Source organism: Flavobacterium potami, from assembly GCF_020026915.1.
GTDB lineage: Bacteria > Bacteroidota > Bacteroidia > Flavobacteriales > Flavobacteriaceae > Flavobacterium > Flavobacterium potami.
In genome coordinates this window covers 1,223,804-1,246,519 of sequence record NZ_JAINUY010000001.1, presented here as the reverse complement: position 1 = coordinate 1,246,519, position 22,716 = coordinate 1,223,804, and the positions used below count along the sequence as shown (strand labels likewise).

Here is a 22,716-nt window from a genome sequence, read left to right as displayed (position 1 = left end):
ACGAAGGAAAGATCACACTAGAAATTCCACAATCTTAATCGCCAATCTTTGTCGAGTTACGAGTGTGATTCCTCGTTCCTCGGAATGACAAACATTAAGACTAAAATCTGTTTTTAATCCGCGTCTTTACGAAGTAAATCCGTCCAATCCGCGTCCCAAAAAAATTAATGCGACATCCAAACCGTCATTTCTCCTTGTCCTTTATTTCCCCACGCAAAATAGGGAACCAATTTTACCGTTAAAGATTTTCCATCTTTTGTTGAAATCGGTTTGTAAAGCGTTTTGTTCCAAGAATTATCAGCAGCAATTTTTGAAGTCGCTTCAATCGTAACTAATTTTCTGTTTTTTAATTCTGTAAAATCAGTTTTAAAATCAGAATTCAAGTTTAAAATAACATCATTCACACTCGTATTTGCGGGCAATTGATCTGATTCTAAACAATATACCAAAGGTCCTCTTTTTACAGCAACCTGATTTTTAACTTCTTCCACTAACGGATTCGCTTCCATCAACTCAACTGGCATTGGCATATTCAATTCGATCACATCGCCTTTTTTCCATTTTTGATTTAATTTCAGATAAGTTCCCGAAACAATTTTATCTGAAACTTTCGAATTATTAACCAAAACTTCAGCGTCCTGACTCCAACCCGGAATTCTTAAAAAGAAAGCCTGCAAATCTTTTGGAGCTTTTACAATTTTCAAGGTTACTTTTCCGTCCCACGGATAATTGGTTTGCTGTTCAATCTCTAATGCTTCTCCGTTTAACGTTTTTGTATTCAAATTGTTACTTCCGTATAAATTGATATACAAACCTTCTTTTGAAAGATTGTAAGCGTAATTCCCAACTTCGGCAACAGTTCTCGTTACGTTTGGTGCGCAGCAGTTTGATAATGCAATATAACCTTCACGCACATTTCCCCATCTTTGGTGAAAAGGCAAATCGTTTGAAACATTCAACGGATTGTTATACAAGAATTTATCTCCCTCTAAATTCATTCCAGAAAGTACGCTGTTGTAAAGCGCTAATTCTACAATATCAGCATATTTGGCATCTCCCGTAATTTGCAGCATTCTCCAGTTCCATAACACATTCCCAATATTGGCGCAAGTTTCGGTATGAGCTGTTGCATTTGGCAATTGGAAAGGTCTTCCGTAGGCCTGATGAATCTTTTGAACCACAGTTGGATCGTAAGAAGTTCCGTCTGGCGAAACTCCGTCGTATAAAGAACCACAACCACCTGTAATGTACATTTTACGATACGTCACATCATCCCAAATAGATTCTAGATTGTCTAACAATTTCTTCTCTCCTGTTTCGGCATACAAATCTGCAACTCCTGCATATAGGTAATTCGCTCTTACAGCGTGTCCCATTGCGGTTGTTTGCTGTCTAAACGGAACTCTGTCCTGATTGTCATCGGTTCCATCATTCGTAGTTCCTTTAATATCAATCAGATTATTAGCCAATTCTAAATATTTTGGGTCTTTTACCGTTCTGTACATTTCGACAATTCCCATATAATGAGACGGACAAATCGCATTTCTAGCCAATTCTGGAGATGCTTTTTTGTAGAAATCGTATAAGAAATCGGCAACTCCCTTGGCAATATTTAGGAAATTCGTTTTTCCAGTAGCACGATAATGAATGCAGGCCGCAGTCATTAAATGCCCCATATTGTATTTCTCGAAACCCAATTGTTTTTTAACTTCTTCTGGACCTAAAGTTCCCCAACGTTCATCAATTAAAACAGGAGTATGAATATAACCATCTTTACGCTGTACTTTCGCGAAAAGCGCAATAGCTTTATCCATTTCGGCATCGAGTTTTTTGTCTTTTGTAACGGCATAAGTGGCTGCCATTCCTTCAAAAATCTTATAGAAATCGCCATCATGAAAAGAAGGCCCTTTGAAAGTTCCTTTATCCAATCCTGCCGCAATCTCGAAGTTTTTGTATGCATGAGAGGTTTCGCTATGATACAAATCCCACATATACGGCAAGGTACTTTTGGTTTCTACATCAAATTGTTCTTTCCAGAATCCGTTAGTCCATTTTACGTCTTGCAAACCAACGCTTTGCAATTTTGAATACGGACTTTGTGAATTCGCCACCAAACCTTTGTTTTGTGCAAAGATTACAGTTGAAAGAAATAAAGAGGATAGAATGATGTTCTTTTTCATTTTGAATATTTTTTTGTTTGCCACGAATTACACGAATTGCACTAATTTTTCTTTTTTTTCTGCCACAGATTAAAAAGATTAAATTGATTTTTTATAATCTGTGATAATCTTTTAATCTGTGGCAAAAATTAATTCGTGGAAATTTGTGTAATTCGTGGCAAAATCATTTTTTTATTTTACAAAGAAATTAATAGTTCTGCTCATTGAATCTCCGTCCGCATCTTTTACAGTGATTACGAATGATGCAAAACCTTTATTTTCAGCTGTAAACTGAATTTCTTTTCCTTTTAAACTTGCTTTTCCGTTCTTAACTTCAGAAAAAGTATAAACTGGCTTGTTATCGTATCCTTTGAAAAAATCTGCAACTGACAAAGATTTTTTATCTTTTAAATTGATAAAATAATGAGGTTGTGCCAGCCAGTCTAAATAATTATCTAGTTGTGTAAATCCGTCTTTATCTACATCTGAATTCGCATCTGAGAAATCTCCTGCTGGTGAATTTTCATTTAAACCAAAAGCTTTCTCCCACCAATTTGGCAATCCATCATGATCCGTATCCCAATCTGTTGCGCGAGTTTCTGATGGAAAGTTTGGCCATCCTCCAGCATCTTCTTCATTGTCGATCATACCGCCGTAACCGCTTTTGCTTCCTTTATAAGTGAATGTTCCTTTTAAAGTTTCATCAATAATTCGGTTATCGTGTTTGTCAAAATACGGCTGATTTGCTCCAACGTCTGAAAGAACATTTTTATAAGCTCCTTTAGCCGATTGTGTGTTTACATAAGACTCAAAAAATGGTTTATCTACGAAAGTTTCATAATTCACAATTTCGTTATGACTGATTGTTGATTTTCTGCCTTTATCCTGAGATTTCTCATCGAAATAACCTGGCATTACATTTCCATCGAAGAAATAACGCTGCATTCCTTTTCCAACACCTTCGTGTTGTGCATTCAAAGCCACAAAAATCTTAGTTGAAGCTCCTGGTTTGTAATAATTATTTACGAAGTTTACTTCGTTTGCGCCACCATCAGTTGCTCTTTTTCCCCAGTTGTACACTACGTTGTTACGAATATCTAATCTTCCTGTGTAAAATCCGTCACCGCTTAAACCACCGCCAATACTCCAGTTTCTTCCTTCATTATGCGCTAGTAAATTGTGGTGAAAACTTCCGATATCTCCGCCAATTGTAGCTGCATAACCGTGCATTTTTCCTGCTTCGTATTTATCATGTCCTGCCACGTTTAAAGCTTCAGAAATTAGAGTTCGTTGTAAAGTAATATGGTGCGCACCACGAGAACTAAACGATTCATCAATTGTCCAGCTGATTGAACAATGATCAATAATACTGAAATTAGCTCCTGTTAATCCCATTCCGTCAAACGTTTTTCCACCGCCAATTCTCACTTTCAAAAAGCGAATCACACCTTCATTTCCTGTTAATCCAATTGGAGCTCTTGTAACTGTAATTCCTTCGCCCGGAGCAGTTTGTCCAGCAATCGTAATATAAGGCTGATTTACAACCAATCTCGAAGCCAGTTTAATATTTCCCGAAACATTAAAAACAATCGTTCTAGGACCAATTTCCTGATTGATCGCATCACGTAAACTTCCTGGCCCGTCATCGTTTAGATTTGTTACTTCAATTACTTTTCCGCCACGTCCTCCAACAGCATAACGTCCATAACCTTCAGCACCTGGAAAAGCCAATTGAGCAGGTTTAAACGACCAAACATTTCCTAAAGTTTCCTGTCCGTTATTATCCACTTCATCTACTCTCCAATAATAAGTTGAACCGCTGTATAAATCAGAAACAGAGAAATTTTTATCAACTAATTTTCCTTTAAATTCTTTTGAAGATTCTGTTGCGTTTGCTATTGTGTTTTGATCTAAACCGAAATACAATTTATGAGCGACAACATTTTTCGGAGCATCCCATTTTAAAATTACATTTTTAGTAACTTCAACATGTTCATCTCTATTTGCAGGTTCTGGAAAACGCGCCTGATTCATTAAGTTTGGTGTGTCCAATTCAAAACCATTCACAACGATTTGTTTTACAATATCAGCATTATTCGTTGGATCAATTTCAAAACGAACCACAACATCTTTTCCTTTTTCTGCATTGAATGTAATGTAAGCCATTGCTGCATCTGCTTTAGCATTAGCTCTTTGACTAGCATTTACAGTTTCTTGAAGTTTTCCGTTTACAAAGATTTTTATTGGCGAAAAAGTTTTTCCTGTAATGACATCAAAGGCATTATGAAACGTCAAAAGTGTATGTTTACCATCTTTTAAACCGCTAATCTTCAGTTCTAAATTTTCAGTTGTAACCAATCCGTCAGAGCCTAATTTATTATAAAACGGAGCGCTCATTCCGACCTTGTACCATTTTGAAGTGAAGTTTCCTTTTAGTTTAAAAGTCACCCCATTAAACGTTTTCTGGTCTTCTTTATTTTCATTGATCACCCACGAATCGTAACTTGGATCGTGAACTTCTTCCAATCTTCTTTGAAAAAAGTCAAAATCGACTTTTACAACCTGTTTATCGGTATTTTGTGCGTGTCCATTTGCTGTCAAAAGCATTGCTAAAGCAAATGAACTAACTAATTTCTTAATCATTTTATGGTAATTTTTTCAGTTTCTGATTTTCCAATCAGGTTTATAATGTCTTTTTTTCTTTCTTCTGGAACTACTTTTAAAACCTTTACTTCTCCATTAATCAATTCAGCTTCAATCGTAGTGTTTTGTTTCGCATGTAATTTAAAATGAACATTCCATTCTTTTGGCCAAGCTGGAAAAAGATAGATTTTCCCGTCTGCTTCTTGTAAAAGCATTTCCTGCATGCCAATCATTCCTGACCCTCCCCAATTATGATCTGGAACCCAATCAAAACCTGGTCCCCAAAATGCTGGAAAACGTCGTTCTGAATTGGCCATTTTCAACGTATTGTATTTTGATGCTTCATTGGTCAAACCTAAACGAGCAGCGAAAATATTGTCTTGTTTCCAACCAATGTAACTTCTGAATTTTAAAGCATCCGGATCGTATTTCCATGTATTTAAAGCTGTTTCTAAATCTGGTTTCCCAACGCCATAAATTCCCCACGGATAAACAGGATACAATTGCGGCACTTCCGTATTATTAACTCGTTCCCAAGTTTTTGCAGGAAGCAGAACTTTATGATTTTCAATCTGCCCAAAATTCAAAGGCGGAATTCTATTTTGAAATGCTTTTAAATATTCAACGTCTTCTTTTGACAATTCATTCGCCGAAAGGTTTAAAAGACTTTCTGTAATAACTTGCAAAGCCGAAATCGTGCTATTTGAGTTATTCGTCATTTTGTAAGTTTCAGCAGCTGAACCTGGGAAAAGAACTAATTTTCCGTTTCCGTCCAAAGCTTTTCGACCTCTTTGTTTCGCTAAATATTGATAATGTTCATCGAAAAAACGCAAACAGCTTATGATAAATGGGTTGTATTTCTGAATGTCTTCTTTTGCATACTCTTTCTGTTGTAACATCATTTGGCAGAATTCTAAAACAGTATCCCATTCGTATTCCAGCCAAGCATTATATTCCATTCCCGGATCATAATCGGCGGGACGTTTCCATTCGTATTCAGCAGGATTAGGAAGTCCGAAATTTTCTAATTGTTCTGTAAAAGATGCTCCGTTGTGTTTCCAATAGACTTTACTGCGTAATTCGGCATTTTTTTGCAAATCCAAATAAAAACTCAATTGCGATTTCATCATATCAAAATCACCGCTTTTTACCATCGGAAAATAAACCAATCGCTGATTTTGAGCGGTCATCGTTCCTCCGCCCCAATTTCTAAAATCGGGTGTGAAATTCAAATCTTTATTCGTGTAAACAGGATCAACCGTAAAAAGTCCGCCGTTGAATTTCGTTGGATATTTTCCGTACGCATTGCAACCCAACATGTATCTGAACAACTGATAATTCTGTCCGATTTGATAAACCGAATCCTTCCCAATCGATTGATTTTTTTGTGTAAAAATAAAACTGCGATTCCAGAAATTATTCCACCATTTTATCGTGTTTTTTTCGGCTTGTTTTGCGGTATTTTTATTTGAAGCAATCAAACTTTGTAAACCGTTATTCCAAGTTGAAAAATCAGATTGGTCAGTATTTAAATAAATTTCTAACGAATGTTTTTTTGAAGGTTTAATGCTCGTTAAATTAAAACCTTTAAAATCGGTATCCTGATATTTTCCTAAATAAGTTCCGTCTGGTTTTAAGTTATCGCCCTTCATGAATCCGCCGAAAGTTAAATTCGCAATCGGATTCATCATTTGATCTTTAACCGATTCCATTTTTTGCTGTTTTACGGCAACATCAAAAACGGTTTGTTCACGATTTCTGTGGTAGAATTTAAGTCCGTTATTTTCAAAAGCAATCGAATCTTTAAAATTGACAAGATCTCCTTGAGGCGCCCATTTATAAGAATTGGAATTGTTTTCTTTTCCTTTTGAAATACGGTTCTGATGGCGCCAGCTTTCATAAGAAGCCGTCATTTTCAACGGATTTTTACTTTCTAAATCAACATGAATAATTGGTTTAAAAACATCCACCCAGAGTTTGATTTTAGTATCATTTTGTCCCACCAAAACATAACCGTCTTTCAATTTTAATTCTTGACGAAATACTTCTTTTCCTTCAAAAGGATTTGGGCTTAATGTAATTTTTACGCGTCCTAATTTCAATAAAGTATTATGTTCATCAAAAGTGCCGCTTCGTGAAAAATAGAAATACAAATCTCCTTTCTCAACCCAAACATTCATACCAATATCACCGCCTCCCAAAGGCATAGATTCTGATGAATTTGCGCTTTGCGTTGTCCAGACTTGATTGTAACTATCGAGCGTAGGAATTTGTGCCTTAAGGCAAAGCGTGGTGAAGAGAATTATGTATTTTAAATATTTCATTTTTTTCGTTTCCTGCAAGGTTTTCAAAACCTTGTAGGTATATTTTTTAAGTTCTAAATTAACAAGACACCTACAAGGTTTTGAAAACCTTGCAGGAGTTCGTTAGGTATTACCATTCGTCTGTTCTGAAAGAAGAAACCGGCAATCCTCCTGCACTAAACAATTCCGCTTTGGCGAAATCTTTCCATAAATAGCGTATTGCAACTGGTTTGGATACTTTATCAGAAGTCAAAACCACTGATTTTCTTCTCACAACCGTTTTCGCAGGATAGAAAACTTTGTCTTCTCCCGCTATTTCAAAACCTGTCACTTCTTTTTCATAAGACGTAATTCCGTTTGCCACATCATCAAAAGAAACCGTTACAGATCCGTCTTTTACTTCCATCGATTTATATTTCGGACTTTCGAATTCGAATCCTTCTATTCCGTATGTTCTTGCCAAAGCCTGAAAAGCCAATCGGTTTCCTCCTTTTTCCTTGTCCATTGGGTGAATATTATTTTCTTCTCCTACATCCATTAAAACTGCCATTGCCGAATTCGGAATTTCTTTTGAAGCCTTAAACTGCGCCTCTCTCAAATAAGCCGAATTGTATTTTTCCAAATAATCTTTTGGATGAAATGAAGCATAATTAAACGGTGCAATCTGAGCGAAATAAAAAGGAAATTCTCCCTGATTCCACATCGTTCTCCAACTGCTTACCATTTTCTTCATTAAAGCGGTGTATTCATTTGCTCTTTCGTAATTTGATTCTCCCTGATACCAAATACAACCTTTAATTCCGTAGCCAATCACAGGTGAAAGCATTCCGTTAAACAAAGTCGTTGGAACACGATTTGGATCTTTTGCCAATTCTTCTTTTGTAGTCGGAATTTTAGCACTAGCGAAATCTTTCAGCATTTCTTTGTTCATCCACGCTTCCATACTCGAACCGCCGTACGAAACATGAATTAACCCAACAGGAACATTTAAAACTTCTTGTAAAAGCGATCCAAAGTACCAAGCCGTTGCACTAAAATTGGATGTTGATTTTGGAGAAGCTTCTTCCCATTTTCCTTCAAAATCGTCTTTTGGTTCTAAAACCGTCGCACGCGGAATCGTAATCAAACGAATGTTTTTATTGGTTGATCTTACAATGATCTCGTTTCCGTTTTTAACAGGCTGTCCTTGAAATCCTTTTAAAGGCATTTCCATATTTGATTGTCCTGAACAAAGCCAAACTTCGCCAATTAAAATGTTTTTAATCGTTACTTTTTCAGTTCCCTCTGTAACTTCAATTGTAAATGGTCCCCCTGCAACTGGTGTTTGTAAATCAGTTTTCCATTTACCAGAAGCATCCGCTTTTGTTTTGTAAACCTTAGAATTCCAAGATGTTTTGATTGTAACGTTTGCATTCTTTTCTGCCCAGCCCCAAATTGGTGCATTTGATTTTTGCTGCAACATCATATTGTCTGAAAACAATGCTGGCATTTTGATTTTTGCGTTGATTTGAAGGCTTGACAAAGCAACCACAAATGCAATAATTGAATTTCTAAATTTTCTCATTTTTATATTTTTTTTCCGCCACAAATTAAAGGATTAAAATGGATTATTGGTTTTAGTTGTGTCAGGCTGAGCGAAGTCGAAGCCCGATTCCAATTGGAGCGCCCTTCGACTTCGCTCAGGGTGACAATCCATTCTTTTCAATCTGTTGCTAATATTTTACCTACTTTTCTTTTACAATACTTACTGGACCTAATAATCCCGCTTTCAACAATGGATTTCCTTCCAATCTAAATGGTGCTGTCGTCCACGTTAACCTTTCTTCTTTTGGTAATTTTTGATCGCCAATTAAACGATTTGCCCACGTATTGGTCACTTTTATTACGATTGTATTTTTTCCTTTTTGTAATGCTTGCGAAATATCTGTTTTGAAAGGGAAAGTCCAAAGTGTTCCGCAATCTTTTCCATTGATGGAAACTTCAGCTATATTAGCGATTTCTCCTAGATCAAGCCAAATTTTGCTGGTGTCTTTTCCTTTCCAAACAAATTCTTTTTTGTAAACTACAGTACCTGCATAATACTTAATTTGATCATTTTCTGAAGTACTCCAATCAAAAAGTTTATTTGTTTTTATGACTTCTTTCGGACCTTTAAATTCTGAATCAAACTGAAGTTCCCAGTTTTCATCTAAAACCTGAACTTTTTCAAATTCAGCTGTTTTTCCTTGAGCTAAAACTTCTTTCGTTTCTTCTTTAAAAATCACAAAACCAGATTCGTTTGCCTCTAAAGTTAAGGAAACAATTGTTCTTCCGTTTTCTATTTTCCAATTGGTTAAAACCGATGTTTTGTCCGTAACGGGATTGTACCATTGTAGCACTTTTCCAGCTATTCTAAATGAAGCATCAAATGTTCTTTTTTGTTCTTTTTGATTCGAAAGAAAATAGACTTCTTCATTATCTGCTTTTCTATGCGCCCAAGCAATTGTTTCGGAATCGGCTCTGTTTAAGTTTGGAAAATAAACATCTTGAGTGATTCCGATTGAAGCAAAATCATTTCCTAAATAAGGTAGTTTAACGACCGTTCCTTTTCCGATTTTCCATGAAGATGAATTGGCTTTATTCCAAATTTCATCAATCACATTTTGCCATTTCTTTTGGTTTGCTTCTGATTGAATTCCTGGTTGAATTGTTGGTTTTTCATCTACAAAAATCGTTGCTCCGTCTTTTAGCAATTGCAGGATTTTTTCGGCTGAAGCCAAAGACAAAATTTTATTCGGCGCCATTTTATGACTTCCCGGAAATAGTAAAGCTCCGTATTCGATTCCGCCTTCAAAAGTTACTTTTCCGTTTACAACTTTTGCTCTATTGATTAAAACATCGGCGTTAAATGAATCGTACTGATAACCATTTAAAGCATTAATCCATTGCGATAAATCAGTTATATTTTTAGAATAGGTCACTTCTTTCGGCATTTTTGCAGTTGGCTGACCTTCATTTTCTAAACGGATTTTCTCGCTTTCTAATCTTTCCTTTCCAAAAACATTCGGAATAAAAGACACCAAACGATCTGGAACAAAAGAACGCGAAGGAAAATCTTCTCCAATAAAAACCGCCAAATCAATTACTGGTTTTCCTTTTTGTAACTGAAACTGTACTCTTTGACAATAATCAAACCAAGCTTTTCCGGGTTTCCACCACGTTTGGTCTCTTTGAAAAAAAGTTCCGATATCGTCTAAAGTCATTCCCGGTTTTCTGTCCGTCCACGGATTATGTACAAAAACGTGATAGAATAAACGGTTGATTCCCAAAGCATAATTTCGGTCTGCAGTTGTTTTTAGATTTCCTGGATGTTCGTCCCAATCCATTCGCAAAGCCGTAAAAGATTCCGCCTGAATAATGTCTTTTCCATAAATATGTCCTCCCGAAATGGCATCGACCATATCAAAAGGTTTGTCATGTGTTGGGCTTTTCAGCCAAAATTCACCACCCGGATAATCGACATATTTATAATGCAACAAAGCATCACTCATCATGGTTGGCGCGACATTTTCTGAACTTAATTTAACCTTATATTCTTTAGCAATTTGAGCGACAGTACCGTAGAAATTATCTGCCACTAAATCGCCAATTGTTTTTCTAACATCGTATAAAACTTTCTCTGAAAAATCAGCACTTTCTACTGGAATTCCAGCCATTACAGGCAAATATTCTACAATATCGTAACCACGTCTCTTTTTAAATTCAGCCTGAAAAACCGAAGACCAGTTTTGGCTTCCACATTCCCAACTATCAAAATGTAGTATTTCCAGAACTCTTGAAGCCAATTCTGGACTAGCAGAACGCACTGCTTCTCCGAACCAATGATCTAGTTGAAAACGAATTAATTCTGGATTGAATTTATCTACTTCTAAACCTTTTCCAGCTCCACCCGTTGCATTTTCATGCCCTGTAGAAGTATGTCCCATTCGGATAATTTTCCATTTCCCTTTTGGCGCTTTCCAATTCAAATTTCCATCAGCATCAACAAAACTCGAAATATTAATGGTCTCTGATTTTTTGAACGCATCTGTATTCGGAATTTGTTTCTCTGTAGTTTCTGGAGTCAAACGCCAAATCGCTCCTGATTTTCCTTCGTAATTATTGATTAAAGACTGATTCGAAAGTATAATTTTACTCACTTTCAGATTTTGTTTCCATTTCGCAAAATCCAAATCTTCAGCTCCTGGTTCTGTTCCTACTGGATTATAAACAAATCTGAAATATTTTGCTGTAACAGGCGTAATAGTATGCGTATTCGGAAAATCCATATCCTGCCAACCGTGGCGTGGTGCAACCAATCTTTCGTGGAATTTAAAATGAACTCCATCATCACTTACTTCCACAATTAAACGCTGTGCCTGATAATCCCTTCCTTTGGTTTCAATAACAATCGATTTGCAGGTAAAAGGCTGTGCAAATTTGTATTGAATCCAGCCTGCATCTGCAAATTTGAAGTTTTCATCTTTTTTAGGATCAGCCAAAAAAGAAGCATCTGTATTGTTTGATGTTGTAACTTTTGGTAATTGAATTTGTGAAGTAGTTTGATATTCTTTTATCGGGATTGCAAAAACTGCAATATCTTTATAATAATCCTTGTAATGCTCAGGAACAGGAAGTTTTGAAGTGATTTTTTTTCCTCCTAAAATTTCTGTCGTTGACCAAACTACTCTTTGCATCGACATTTCTGGTTTAATCCACGGACCACCTGCAACGGCAAATCCGTCTGCTCCATGAAAAGCGAGTTTCAAACCTAAACGATCTGCTTCTTTAAAAGCCCAGCTAATCATATCCCAAAATTCAGGCGTCAGCTGCAAAATTGGCGGATTAATCAATGGCGGATTTGCTGGACCTTTGATGGTCATTAGATATGCGCCTGCAATTCCGTTGTGTTTCATGGCTTCTAAATCGGCTGTGATTCCTGCTTTAGAATACGCCGATTTCATCCAATACCAATACACCCAAGTTTTGGAGGATTCTAGTGTTGGCTGAAAAGATTCTTTTTTATGGAGTTCCTGCGCAGAGACAAAACTTGCGAGAAGGAGGATAAAAAAGAGGTGTTTTTTTTGAAACATTTTTAATCGTTTTATTTCGTTTGTAAACCCGACAGGTTTTTGAAACCTGTCGGGTTTGGTATTTTTATAACATAGCCAATGGTTCAACCATTGAGACACAACGTAATTAAACTATGCGTTTCCCAAGGTTGAAACCTTGGGCTATGTTTGATAATCTCTTAGTATTACGCATTTTTGTCATTTCGCCGTAAGGAGAAATCACACTAGAAACTCCTCAAAGTTTGTCTTCAATCTGTGTCGAATCCCGCGTGTGATTTCTCGTTCCTCGAAATGACAAACTGTTTCGTTAATTTTTAACTATCAATTTTTAATTGTCAATTATAAATTTACTAGTACTTAAACTTCTTCAAACTGCTTTCCAACTGATTCTTTGAACCGCTGAAAGGCGTTAAATAAAAACTATATTGATAATTTCCAGATTTAATCTGATATTGTTCAATTGGCTGTGCTACAATTGTCCAGCTGTCGTTTCCTCCCACTCCCATTTGGATTAAATCGATATTTAGAGTCAAAAATCCCGGATCTTTTAAATCATAGGTATGACCTGATGCACTTAGATTTTCTTGTGTGTACGGCCAAGCGCTCATACTCAAAACTTTGGAATCATTAACTACCATAAAACCTTTATTTTTTTGTGGCGTTGTCAATGCCATCCATCTTACATCACATCTGTTTCCGTTTTCTTGTGGTTTTGGATAATGTTCGATAAAGTCATTAATTGGAAGTGAATATTTACCAACAAACGAGCCAAAACTTCTGTCGCTGTAATTTTCCAATTCTCCTTTTCCGTACCAAGAAATTTGATCGAATTTTCTTTGAACTCCCATCTGCATTCCGATTTTTGGAAGGTTTGGCAGTTTGTTTGAAGCTTTCAAACTATAATCTACTTTTATCACTCCGTCTGGGCTGATATTGTAAACCACATTTACACTCGCACTGTCTTTTATAATTTCGTAATCGCTTATCACTTTAATTTCAGAAGCCGATTTGTCGATTTTTACATTCACCAATTTTGGCTTTGCTTTGTACCATTGTTTCAACAACTTTTGCGATTTCCATCCGCGTTTGTCGTTGTCTGTAAGCGGTCTTACGAAGTTAGGCAACAAAGGCGCAAAAACTTGTTCTTCTCCGTTGAAAACATAAGAACTCAAAGCTCCGTTTGCTTTTCCAATCGTAATATCAAACGTTTTTCCTTTGATTTTAAATTCCGAATCAGACTCTGAAACATTCAAAGCTTCTTTTTTAGCATTTAAAACCAAAGCTTCTTTCTTTTTCAACTGAAACTGATCTTCGGCAACAACATATCCTTTTGAACCCCAAAGTTCATCTGCTGAAAGCTGAAACTCTATATTTAAAAGATATTCCGCATCATTTTTCATTTTTGGAAGATATGAACTTACGTCTATTGTTGTCGATTGCCCTGCTTCTACTTTTAATGGTTTTAAAATCTGAGTTTTGATTACATTTCCATTTTCTAACACTTTCAAAACCGGAACATAACCTTCTAAAGATTTAATCGCCTGACGATTTTTAATTTCTAATTGATTTCCGTTTAAAGTTGAAATCGCTGGCTGATATACCCATTTATTTTCAAAAATCGAACCTTTTGGTTTTCCATTAGAATCAACAATTCCTTTTGTATTGAAATTCCCATCATGGTATTTTTCGCCAAAATCTCCACCATGCGCAAAATAATTCTGACCAGATCTTGAATCAAATTTTACTAAACCTTGATCTTTAAACTCCCAAATACAACCTCCGATAACTCTTGGAAGCGAACGGAATTCATCCCATAATTCTTTTAAATTTCCAACTGAATTCCCCATTGCATGAGAATATTCAACGAAAATAATCGGACGTGTATCTTTCTTTTGATCTACTAAAAATTTCGGTGTGAAAACGCCTGGATAAAAACGACTCACCATATCGACATACGAATCATCTTGCGGATTTTCGAATCGGTAAGCGTGATCGATTGTTTTTGGATATCTTGGATCAAGTGGATCGATGTAACCGTCTAATTTCGCATTTCCTTGCGCTGGTTCATAATGTACCGGACGCGTGATATCGAAATCGTGAACCCAACCCGACATTGCAGCGTGATTTGGTCCTTTTCCGCCTTCGTTACCTAAACTCCACATTACAACTGATGGATGATTTTTATCGCGTTCAACCATTCTGATCATACGCTCCATATAAGCGTTTGTCCATTGCGGGTCATTGCTTAATTTACCGCCAATTCCGTGAGTTTCTTGGTTGGCTTCGTCCATAACCATGATTCCGTACTGATCGCATAATTCGTAGAAATAAGGATCATTTGGATAATGGCTCGTACGTATAAAGTTGAAATTAAATTTCTTAATCGTTGTAATATCTTGTTTGATATCTTCTCTCGTAACGGCTTTTCCTCTTGTCGGATGATGATCGTGACGGTTTACGCCATATACATAAGTTTCTTTTCCGTTGATGAGCATTTTTCCGTTCTCTTTAGAGAATTCAATCGAACGGAAACCCACTTTACAGCTTTTTGCTTCTGTAACATTTCCGTTTTTGTCCTTTATCGAAATTACCATCGTATATAAATTCGGTTCTTCTGAACTCCATTTTTTTGGATTTTTGATGTTTTCTTGGAAGAATCCGAAACGAACATTGTCCAAACGAGGATAACTTTCGTTGATCAAATCAATCACAGGTCTTTGAAGCGGCTCTTTGAACATTGCCGTATTATTCGCATCATACAACTGAACATTCATCGTATAATCTTTGATTTTTTCTCCTGTAAGATTTTCTACTTTTGGTCTCAGTTTGAAAATTGCGTCTTTGTATTCTTTGTCTAATTTCGTTTGAACAAAGAAATCCTGAATACGCAATTTTGGCTCTGCCATAATGAAAACTTCACGCTGGATTCCGCTCATGCGCCAATGGTCCTGATCTTCTAAATAAGAACCATCTGTCCAACGAATTACACGAACGGAAACTACATTTTCTCCTGCTTTTAAATAAGGTGTTACATCAAATTCTGACGGAAGAAAACTGTCTTCTCCATATCCTAAAAATTCTCCGTTTAACCAAACTTCAAAACCTGAACTTACAGCTCCGAAATGTAACGTAACCGTCATATCTTTCCAGTTTTCTGGAACAGTAAAACTTCTTTGATAAGAACCTACTCCGTTATAATCTTTCGGAATATAAGGAGGATTTATGGGTCTAAACGGATAAACGGCACTTTTATAAATTGGGTTATCATATCCTTTCATTTCCCAGTTGGAAGGCACTTCGATTTTATCCCAGCCTGAAACGGTATTTTTGTAAAAGTCTTTTGAAGCTAAATTTAAGTTTACTGCATATTTAAAATTCCAATCGCCATTAAGCATTTGAATTCTACTTTTGGTTCTGTCGCCTTTTAAAGCGTCTTCAACACTTGTGTACGAGTATGAAGTTGCTCTAGACGGTTGTCTGTTGATGCTTGTAATCGTTGGATCTTCCCAAGGTGCAAATTCATATTTTTTATGAAGTTCTGGAACTCCTGCAGGTTCTCCTGTTACGGATTGGGCATTTGCGAAAATGGTAAAAAGTAAGATGTAAAATGTGAATACTGATTTTGGTATCGAAAATCGAAACCTTGAAAAGTGATTATTTTTAATTGGTTGAAACATTATTTTATTTTTAGTTTTATTTGTCATTTCGACTGAAAGGAGAAATCGCACTAGAAATTCCTCAACTATAATCGACAATCTTTGTGATTACGAGTGTGATTTCTCGTTCCTCGAAATGACAAACTGGATGTTTTATTTTGTGATTATTAAACCTGTAAGGTTTAAAACGTACTATATCTTAATTCTTTGTACTTTGTACTTTGTACTTTGTACTTTTCTCTTAATTCTTCTTTTTCTTCTCCGGCGGAGCTACAAAATTCAATTTGCTTTTCCCTAAATCTTTCGAAGTGGCAATTGCGATTCCTCTTTGTTCTGCTTTGTTAACGGCACAATAGAAATGATACACAACACCATCATGTTTTACAACAAATGATTTATGAGCAAATAAATCGTCATAAGGTTCAGATGATTTTACTAAATCCTCTCCTTTCCAGTCCGTCCAGTTTACTAAATCATTTGAAACGGCGAAACGGTTAAATGCGCCTTGATTCCAACCCGTCCAAAAAGCTCCGAAATAGAACATTACCCAAGTATCATTAATACGCTGAATATAAGCATCTCCTGAAATTCCTTTATGATGGTTGATTAAAGGTTTATTACCATAGCGCTCCCAGTGTTTCATATCGTTTGAAACCGCCATAGCAATACGTTCCGCACCTTTCGCAGGATTGATACTATCGCCACGGGCATTGTAGTACATGATAAAATTATGTCCTGTCAATTTATCTTTATCACGAATTACACTGTTTTTGTACATTGTGCTATTATCCCACCATTTTGCATCTTTATCTTTTGGCGTTAAAACCGGATTTTCTAATCTCTGAAATTCGTGTGGTTTTGTCGGCGCTTCTTTCGTATAAGCCATTCCAATTGATAAAACTCCTGCTTCGTAACCTTTGCTGTCTCCGCCGAAATAGCTCATCCAGTATTTATCCTCGTATTTTTCCCATTCGTAGCTTCCACCCCAAGTCATGTCTTGCAACGAAATATAACCTGCTTTTTGATTCACATCCCAGTGTTTTTCATTTTCTGAGAATGACATTACTTTTCCTAGATGTTTCCAGTCTAGTAAATTGTCGCTTTCTGCTAACCAAGTTTCGTAACCTCTTCCATCATAAATTAAATACGTCATGTACCATTTGCCGTCTTTTCTAAATACGCTTGGACAATCCATTTTATAGGAGTTGTCTGTTGGCACCATCACCAAACCGTATTTATAAGGCGTTTTTATTTCCTCGTAAATTTCCTGCATTACGCTGTCGGTAATTTCTCTTTTCTTGTATTTGGTTGCACAGCTTGTTAGGGCAAGTGCTGAAATGGTTAGGATTAGATACTTAATTTTCATTTTTTGGTTATGTTTTGTTTGCTTTTGCCACAAAGACACTAAGACTCTAAGTTTTTTTTTTATTTTTGAACGAATTAATCTCGCAAAGTCGCAGAGTCGCAAAGTTTTTCTATTCTCAAAAATCTTGCCTCTTGCTTCCTTCTTCTACCCCGTCTAAATTACTTCTTCAATTCTTTCAATTTAGATTCCATTACATCCTTATTCAATTTTACTTTAACCATTCCTGTTGGATGAAATCTTCTTTTTAAATCGATGGCATTATAAACTATGGTGTAAACGTCATTTCCTTCTGGGATTAGACAAAGCGGAGTCCTCATAATATCCCACCATTTATCTACTTTGGTTTCGATTGGCAAGTAATGTGCTTCTGCCCAATTAACGCCATCCGCAGATAATGAATAGGCAATCATGTTTGGTAAATGATGTCCCCAACCGTCTGGACCTCCGTCGAAAATCGCGATGTATAGACCATTTGGCAATTGACTCACAATTGGATTTTCAACAAAAAGCGGATGCATAGTTTTGATTGGTTCCAAACCTTTGTTCATTCGCAGCCAAGGACCTTCTAAACTTTTAGATTCGGCTAAAGCCACAAACCAGCCTTTTCCTGATTTCTTCGGATAATCTGCCCATGAATTAAACGGATATGCACCGCTGTAAAATCCGAAATATTTATCGCCAACTTGGTATGGAAAAAAAGAAGCCACACCTTGACGACCTTCCCAAGGCTGAGAATCTAATCCTGGTTCCATGATAATTCCCATATCTTTATAAGGACCACCGATTCCGTTGATTCCATCTACAGTCGATTCGCAACGCCAAATTCTACCAAATGAGTGATTTGGTTCTATTTCTTTACTAACTGTATAAGCCAAATAATAGCCGTACCATTTGTTTGCTTTTTCATTAAAAACCGGCATATACGACCAAATTGCGGCACGACGATCGTTCATTGGGTTATCATCTTCGGTTACCGCGTAAGTTCCGCTTGCTTGGTAAATTGTTGATTCTCTTTTCCAATGAATCGCATCTTTACTTGTCCAATGTCCGATTTTGGTTTTTACACGATCATAATAATAATCGACACCTTTTTCTCCAGCTCTTTCTGTTGGAAACATATGATACGTATCGCCTACTTTTACCACGCGCCCGCCTTCAAAACCTCCTTGGATTCCATCAGTTCCTGACATTCCTTCATCAATAACGGGTTTGTTTTCTCCGCCGATAACTTCGAAAAGCGGTTTTTCATCTGAAAATCCTTCTACAATAAATGTTGGGTTCCACAATTTTCCGTCTGGAAATTTAGCATCTCTTGCATTCAACTGCTGATCGCTTTTTAAAACTCCCAAAACAGTAAACAATCCTTTTTGATTGGGTAAAATAGTGTGAGTTCCTTTTCCGTAAGGAATTGCATAAACATCAACAGGCGGTAAACCTGTAATGGTAACTCCATTTGAAATAATCTCATTATTATTTCCAATTTGATTCACTTGAAGATATTCTGCATTTTTATCCTGAAAAACACCAACCAAAACCATTACAGGTTCTTTAAACTTTAATTGCAAAGGAGCATTCGTTCCATTTTTATATTTATCTAAAGGAAGTTCGATTCCCGTCAAGCCTTGCAATTCTGGAGCTAAACGAACAATATTGTGTTTGCTTCCTGAAAAAACATGAGCGTATTGAGTGGTTTTGAAAGTTTTGTAATTTGATTTTACGATTTCAAATGAAGCTGGTTTCCATGCGTTTTGTGCTGTTACTGAAAGTTGTAAACAGATTGAAAACAATGCTAAGAAAGCGGTTTTTAATTTGAAATTGTGTTTTGTGTTTTTTGAAAACATTGGTTTTTATTTTTTTGAATTTTTACGTCATTGCGAGGAACGAAGCAATCACATTTGCTATATCAAACTTTGCGTAATCATTAGTGAGGTTGCTTCGTTCCTCGCAATGACAAACTGTGCGGATAACTATGAGCTAATTACTAAGAACTTTAAATCGCTTTATAACTCACAACATACTCCACATTCGGTTTTACAATCAACTGATATTTATCTTTTGCTAATTCTGTAATTGTTCCAGAGTTTGTTTTTGGTTTGCTTGCGCTTTTGAAAATTAATTTTCCTTCTCCTTCTCCAGCTTTTACTTTAATTTCTTTGGTACTGCAATACACAGCAACTTCTCCGTTTGGTGTTGGCACTTTTCCTTCCATCCATTTCAAACCTCCTAAATTTGGTTTGATTTCATATTCTGAATAACCTGGAGCGGTTGGTTTTACACCTAAATAATATTTTCCTAATAAATAAATCGGACTTGCTCCCCAAGCGTGGCAAAGACTTTTCCCGTAAGGGCGACCGTACATTTCTAAATGGTCTTTTCCGCTTTGTTTTGGATCGTATTTTTCCCAGAAAGATGTTGCACCAAGATTTAACATGCCGCCCCAATAATCACGAATTTCATTTAAAACAAATTTTTGTTCGTCCATTGCACATAACGCTTCCAGTTCGTAAAAACGCATATATGGCGTTGTAATTTGAAGAACATCTTTATTCAACAACACTTTATTTTTTACACTTTGTTTTTGTTCTTCCGTAAAATAATTGAAGAAAATACCGAACATATTAGCGTATCTGGTTACAATATTTTGCATTTTTCCGTCGATACGTTGGTGTTTCATTACGTTTTCTTTCTTGTCCCAAAAAACATCAAATAAGCTAGTTTTTAAATCGGCTGCTAATTTTTGATATTCTTTTTGGTCTTCATTTTTACCAGCGATTTCAGCACTTACCGCCATAGCTTCTAAACTTCTTGCCAAAAGCATTTGTTCAAAACTAACCTCGCCTGTTTTTGGTAATCCGTCAGCCCAATCAATGAAAACCCAGTCGCCTTCTAATGGCTCCAGGAATCCGTTTTTGTTTCTTCTTTCTAAACAGAAATCCATCAATGATTTCATTCTTGGATAATAGGTTTTGATGAATTTCGTATCGCCTGTGTGTAAGTAATAATCGTAAACACCTACAAACCAATATAGTGAATAATCCATAATAATATTGACGTGAGCCGTTACAGGATCTTTTCCGCGAAGCGCTGACATTGTTCGTTCTACAGAAGGCGAATCAAAGAATAAATAATAATTCATTAAATAACTTTGATAGGCATCACCAGACCAAACCCAACGGTCGCGTTTGATTCCGTCAATAAAAAATTCGCGAGAAGTTAAATGCATCGTGTAAGCCGACACATCCCAAATTTTATTCAATAATTGATCTGAAGATTTGAATGAACCACGATAATCTAATGGTAAATATTCATAAAGCATCGAAATCGAATCGTATTTCACCCCAGCATCTGCTTGTACTTGAACATAGCGAAATGCTTTTGAACCGTCGTGTGTATAAGTTTCAGATTGTTTTCCATCAAAAGATAAATGATCTAAAGTTTCGCATTTAGCAGAATCCAAAGCTTCCTCACGAGATTCTCCGTAATAAAGTGCAACTTTACCTTTTCCTTTTAAACCGTGAATTTTGATGTAACCAAAAGTTTCTTTTCCGAAATCTACTAATTCACCACCCGTTATTTTTTCTGTTTTCTTAGCACTTAAAGGTTTTGTTGTTAATTTAAATTCAGAAGGTTTATTTTCTGCTGAATCAAAATTCCAAGAACCAACAGGAACCCACGGCGTACCAGATTGCTGTGCTTTTCCGGCTTCGTCAATCCAAAGTTTATCTTCGTTAGTTACTTTCCAAGAAGCATCCGATTTCACGTATTGACCCGAAATATAAATAGCCGGCAATACTTCCTGATTGTAAACTTTAAAAGAGATTTTATGTTTTCCGGCAGGAATTGTGATTGATTTTGGCTGTCCGTAAATTTGAACCCCATCTAAAAGTAATTGAAAAGGTCCTTCTGAGAAAATTTTAACCTGATCTGGTTTTGGAATATCAACTTCGGTTTGAAAAGTGACCAAAGCATACGGACTATAATATTGCCAAAGCGGAGGAAAAACTGCTTCGCGTTCTGTACGTCTTACCTGCATTTTATTGCTTAACCAAACTTCGAAATCGCCTGGATACCAGATCCATGTCGCTTCTTTTGATTTTTCCTGAGCAAATAGTACGGAGCAAGAAAAAAGAGTAAAAAAAAGAAGTAAAAGTTTAAAGTTGGAAAAGCGGTTTAGCATAGTAAGTTTATTTTGGGACTAAAGATAAGTGTTGTAATTACATTTTACACCCTGCACTATCCTGTAATTTCATAAAAAATACTATTCTTTCATAATTTTTTAAGGGAAAAATTACGAGTTATCACTTTTTTAGTATTAAAAAAAATGATGTTAGAATTTTTATGAGACGCGGATGAAACGGATTCGCTTTTGCGAAGACGCGGATGAACACAGATTTTATTTTTAACACATAGAAACATAGTCTTTCTATACGTAAAAAAGGCGTTTCACTTATTTAAACACACATAGCTATGTGTTAATGACTAGTCATTTTCAATCATCTATATTTCTTTAAGCAGATAAAAATCTATGTCTCTATGTGTTTAAAAAAATAAAAAATCCGTGTCAATCCGCGTTTTTACGAAGTAAATCCGTTTAATCAGCGTCTATTACATGCCTATAATCTAAGCAATCAGTTTCTCGGACTCATTCTCATCTTCTAAAATATAATTAGAAGGTGTTGTGCCTAAATGCTTTTTGAACATATAAATAAAAGCGCTAGCTGTTTCGTAACCTAAATCTAAAGCGATTTCTTTTATAGATTGTTTTTCTCCTAATCTTTTAATGGCTTCCAATAATTTCATTCGGGTACGCCAGTCGCTGAAATTCATTCCTAATTCTTTGATGAATAAGCGTGATAAAGTTCTACTGCTCATAAAAGAAAGTTCGGCATAATAATCAATGGTTTGTTTGCTTGAAACATCACTCATTAAAAGTTCTACAACTTTCTGCAATCTTTCATCGTTTGTTGTTGGTAAAAAAGTGGCACTTGGCATTATTAAAGCCAGTTCGTCCAAAAAGACATAAATGATTCTTAACTGTGATTCTGTTAAATTTCCACTTGTTCCGAACGAAATAATTTTAAAAACCAATTGCTTCAAAAACATCGGAATATCAAATGAAAAACTCTTCTCTGGCAATCCTACAATTGCAGAAGGATCAATAAAAACGCTGTAATAGTTTACGTCTTTCTGAAAAGTAACCTGATGCTCTACTCCACTCGGAAGCCACAAACCCTGAAGCGGATTCACAACCCAAATATTATTTCCTACCACAACATTCATAACGCCACGTGTCGCATAAATTAATTGCGCCCTTGGATGCGAATGCGAAATACACTCTTCGTTGGTTACCATTTCGGTATAACCAATAACTGGGATTGAGGAATCTACTCGATATCCAAAATCCGTTGCCATTCTATATGTCCGATATTGACTATTCATTGTCCAAATATAGCAATTTTGACATTCTAATTTATTTCAATTTTGTAAAAAAATAATACA

General features: G+C 36.1%; 10 protein-coding genes. All 10 read right to left on the bottom strand.

Going from position 1 to position 22,716, the window contains the following annotated elements:
* Positions 1 to 164 precede the first annotated feature (164 nt).
* Positions 165 to 2,180 carry an aceric acid hydrolase gene (locus K6T82_RS05155; RefSeq protein WP_223704853.1) on the bottom strand — a complete coding sequence of 672 codons (2,016 nt, stop codon included), beginning with the start codon at positions 2,178 to 2,180 and terminating at the stop codon, positions 165 to 167.
* A gap of 171 nt (positions 2,181 to 2,351) precedes the next feature.
* Positions 2,352 to 4,802, bottom strand: coding sequence for a T9SS C-terminal target domain-containing protein (locus K6T82_RS05150; RefSeq protein WP_223704852.1), 2,451 nt, complete (start codon positions 4,800 to 4,802; stop codon positions 2,352 to 2,354).
* The gene (locus tag K6T82_RS05145) at positions 4,799 to 7,126 is read right to left on the bottom strand and encodes a DUF5703 domain-containing protein (RefSeq protein WP_223704851.1); all 2,328 of its coding nucleotides are present in this window, start codon (positions 7,124 to 7,126) and stop codon (positions 4,799 to 4,801) included. The genes K6T82_RS05150 and K6T82_RS05145 overlap by 4 nt, the downstream gene beginning before the upstream one ends.
* 109 nt (positions 7,127 to 7,235) lie before the next feature.
* The gene (locus K6T82_RS05140; RefSeq protein WP_223704850.1) at positions 7,236 to 8,669 is read right to left on the bottom strand and encodes a sialate O-acetylesterase; all 1,434 of its coding nucleotides are present in this window, start codon (positions 8,667 to 8,669) and stop codon (positions 7,236 to 7,238) included.
* Positions 8,670 to 8,829: 160 nt separating this feature from the next.
* Positions 8,830 to 12,216: a glycosyl hydrolase gene (locus K6T82_RS05135; protein WP_223704849.1), complete on the bottom strand. Its 3,387-nt coding sequence runs from the start codon at positions 12,214 to 12,216 to the stop codon at positions 8,830 to 8,832.
* A gap of 329 nt (positions 12,217 to 12,545) precedes the next feature.
* A complete protein-coding gene (locus K6T82_RS05130; RefSeq protein WP_223704848.1) occupies positions 12,546 to 15,872 on the bottom strand; it encodes a glycoside hydrolase family 2 TIM barrel-domain containing protein in 3,327 nt (1,108 codons plus the stop codon).
* A gap of 220 nt (positions 15,873 to 16,092) precedes the next feature.
* The gene (locus tag K6T82_RS05125; RefSeq protein WP_223704847.1) at positions 16,093 to 17,217 is read right to left on the bottom strand and encodes a glycoside hydrolase family protein; all 1,125 of its coding nucleotides are present in this window, start codon (positions 17,215 to 17,217) and stop codon (positions 16,093 to 16,095) included.
* Between the two features lie 158 nt (positions 17,218 to 17,375).
* Positions 17,376 to 19,058: a glycoside hydrolase family protein gene (locus K6T82_RS05120; protein WP_223704846.1), complete on the bottom strand. Its 1,683-nt coding sequence runs from the start codon at positions 19,056 to 19,058 to the stop codon at positions 17,376 to 17,378.
* A gap of 149 nt (positions 19,059 to 19,207) precedes the next feature.
* The gene (locus tag K6T82_RS05115; protein ID WP_223704845.1) at positions 19,208 to 21,394 is read right to left on the bottom strand and encodes an alpha-L-rhamnosidase-related protein; all 2,187 of its coding nucleotides are present in this window, start codon (positions 21,392 to 21,394) and stop codon (positions 19,208 to 19,210) included.
* 443 nt (positions 21,395 to 21,837) lie between these two features.
* Positions 21,838 to 22,629, bottom strand: coding sequence for an AraC family transcriptional regulator (locus K6T82_RS05110; RefSeq protein WP_223704844.1), 792 nt, complete (start codon positions 22,627 to 22,629; stop codon positions 21,838 to 21,840).
* Positions 22,630 to 22,716: the final 87 nt, after the last annotated feature.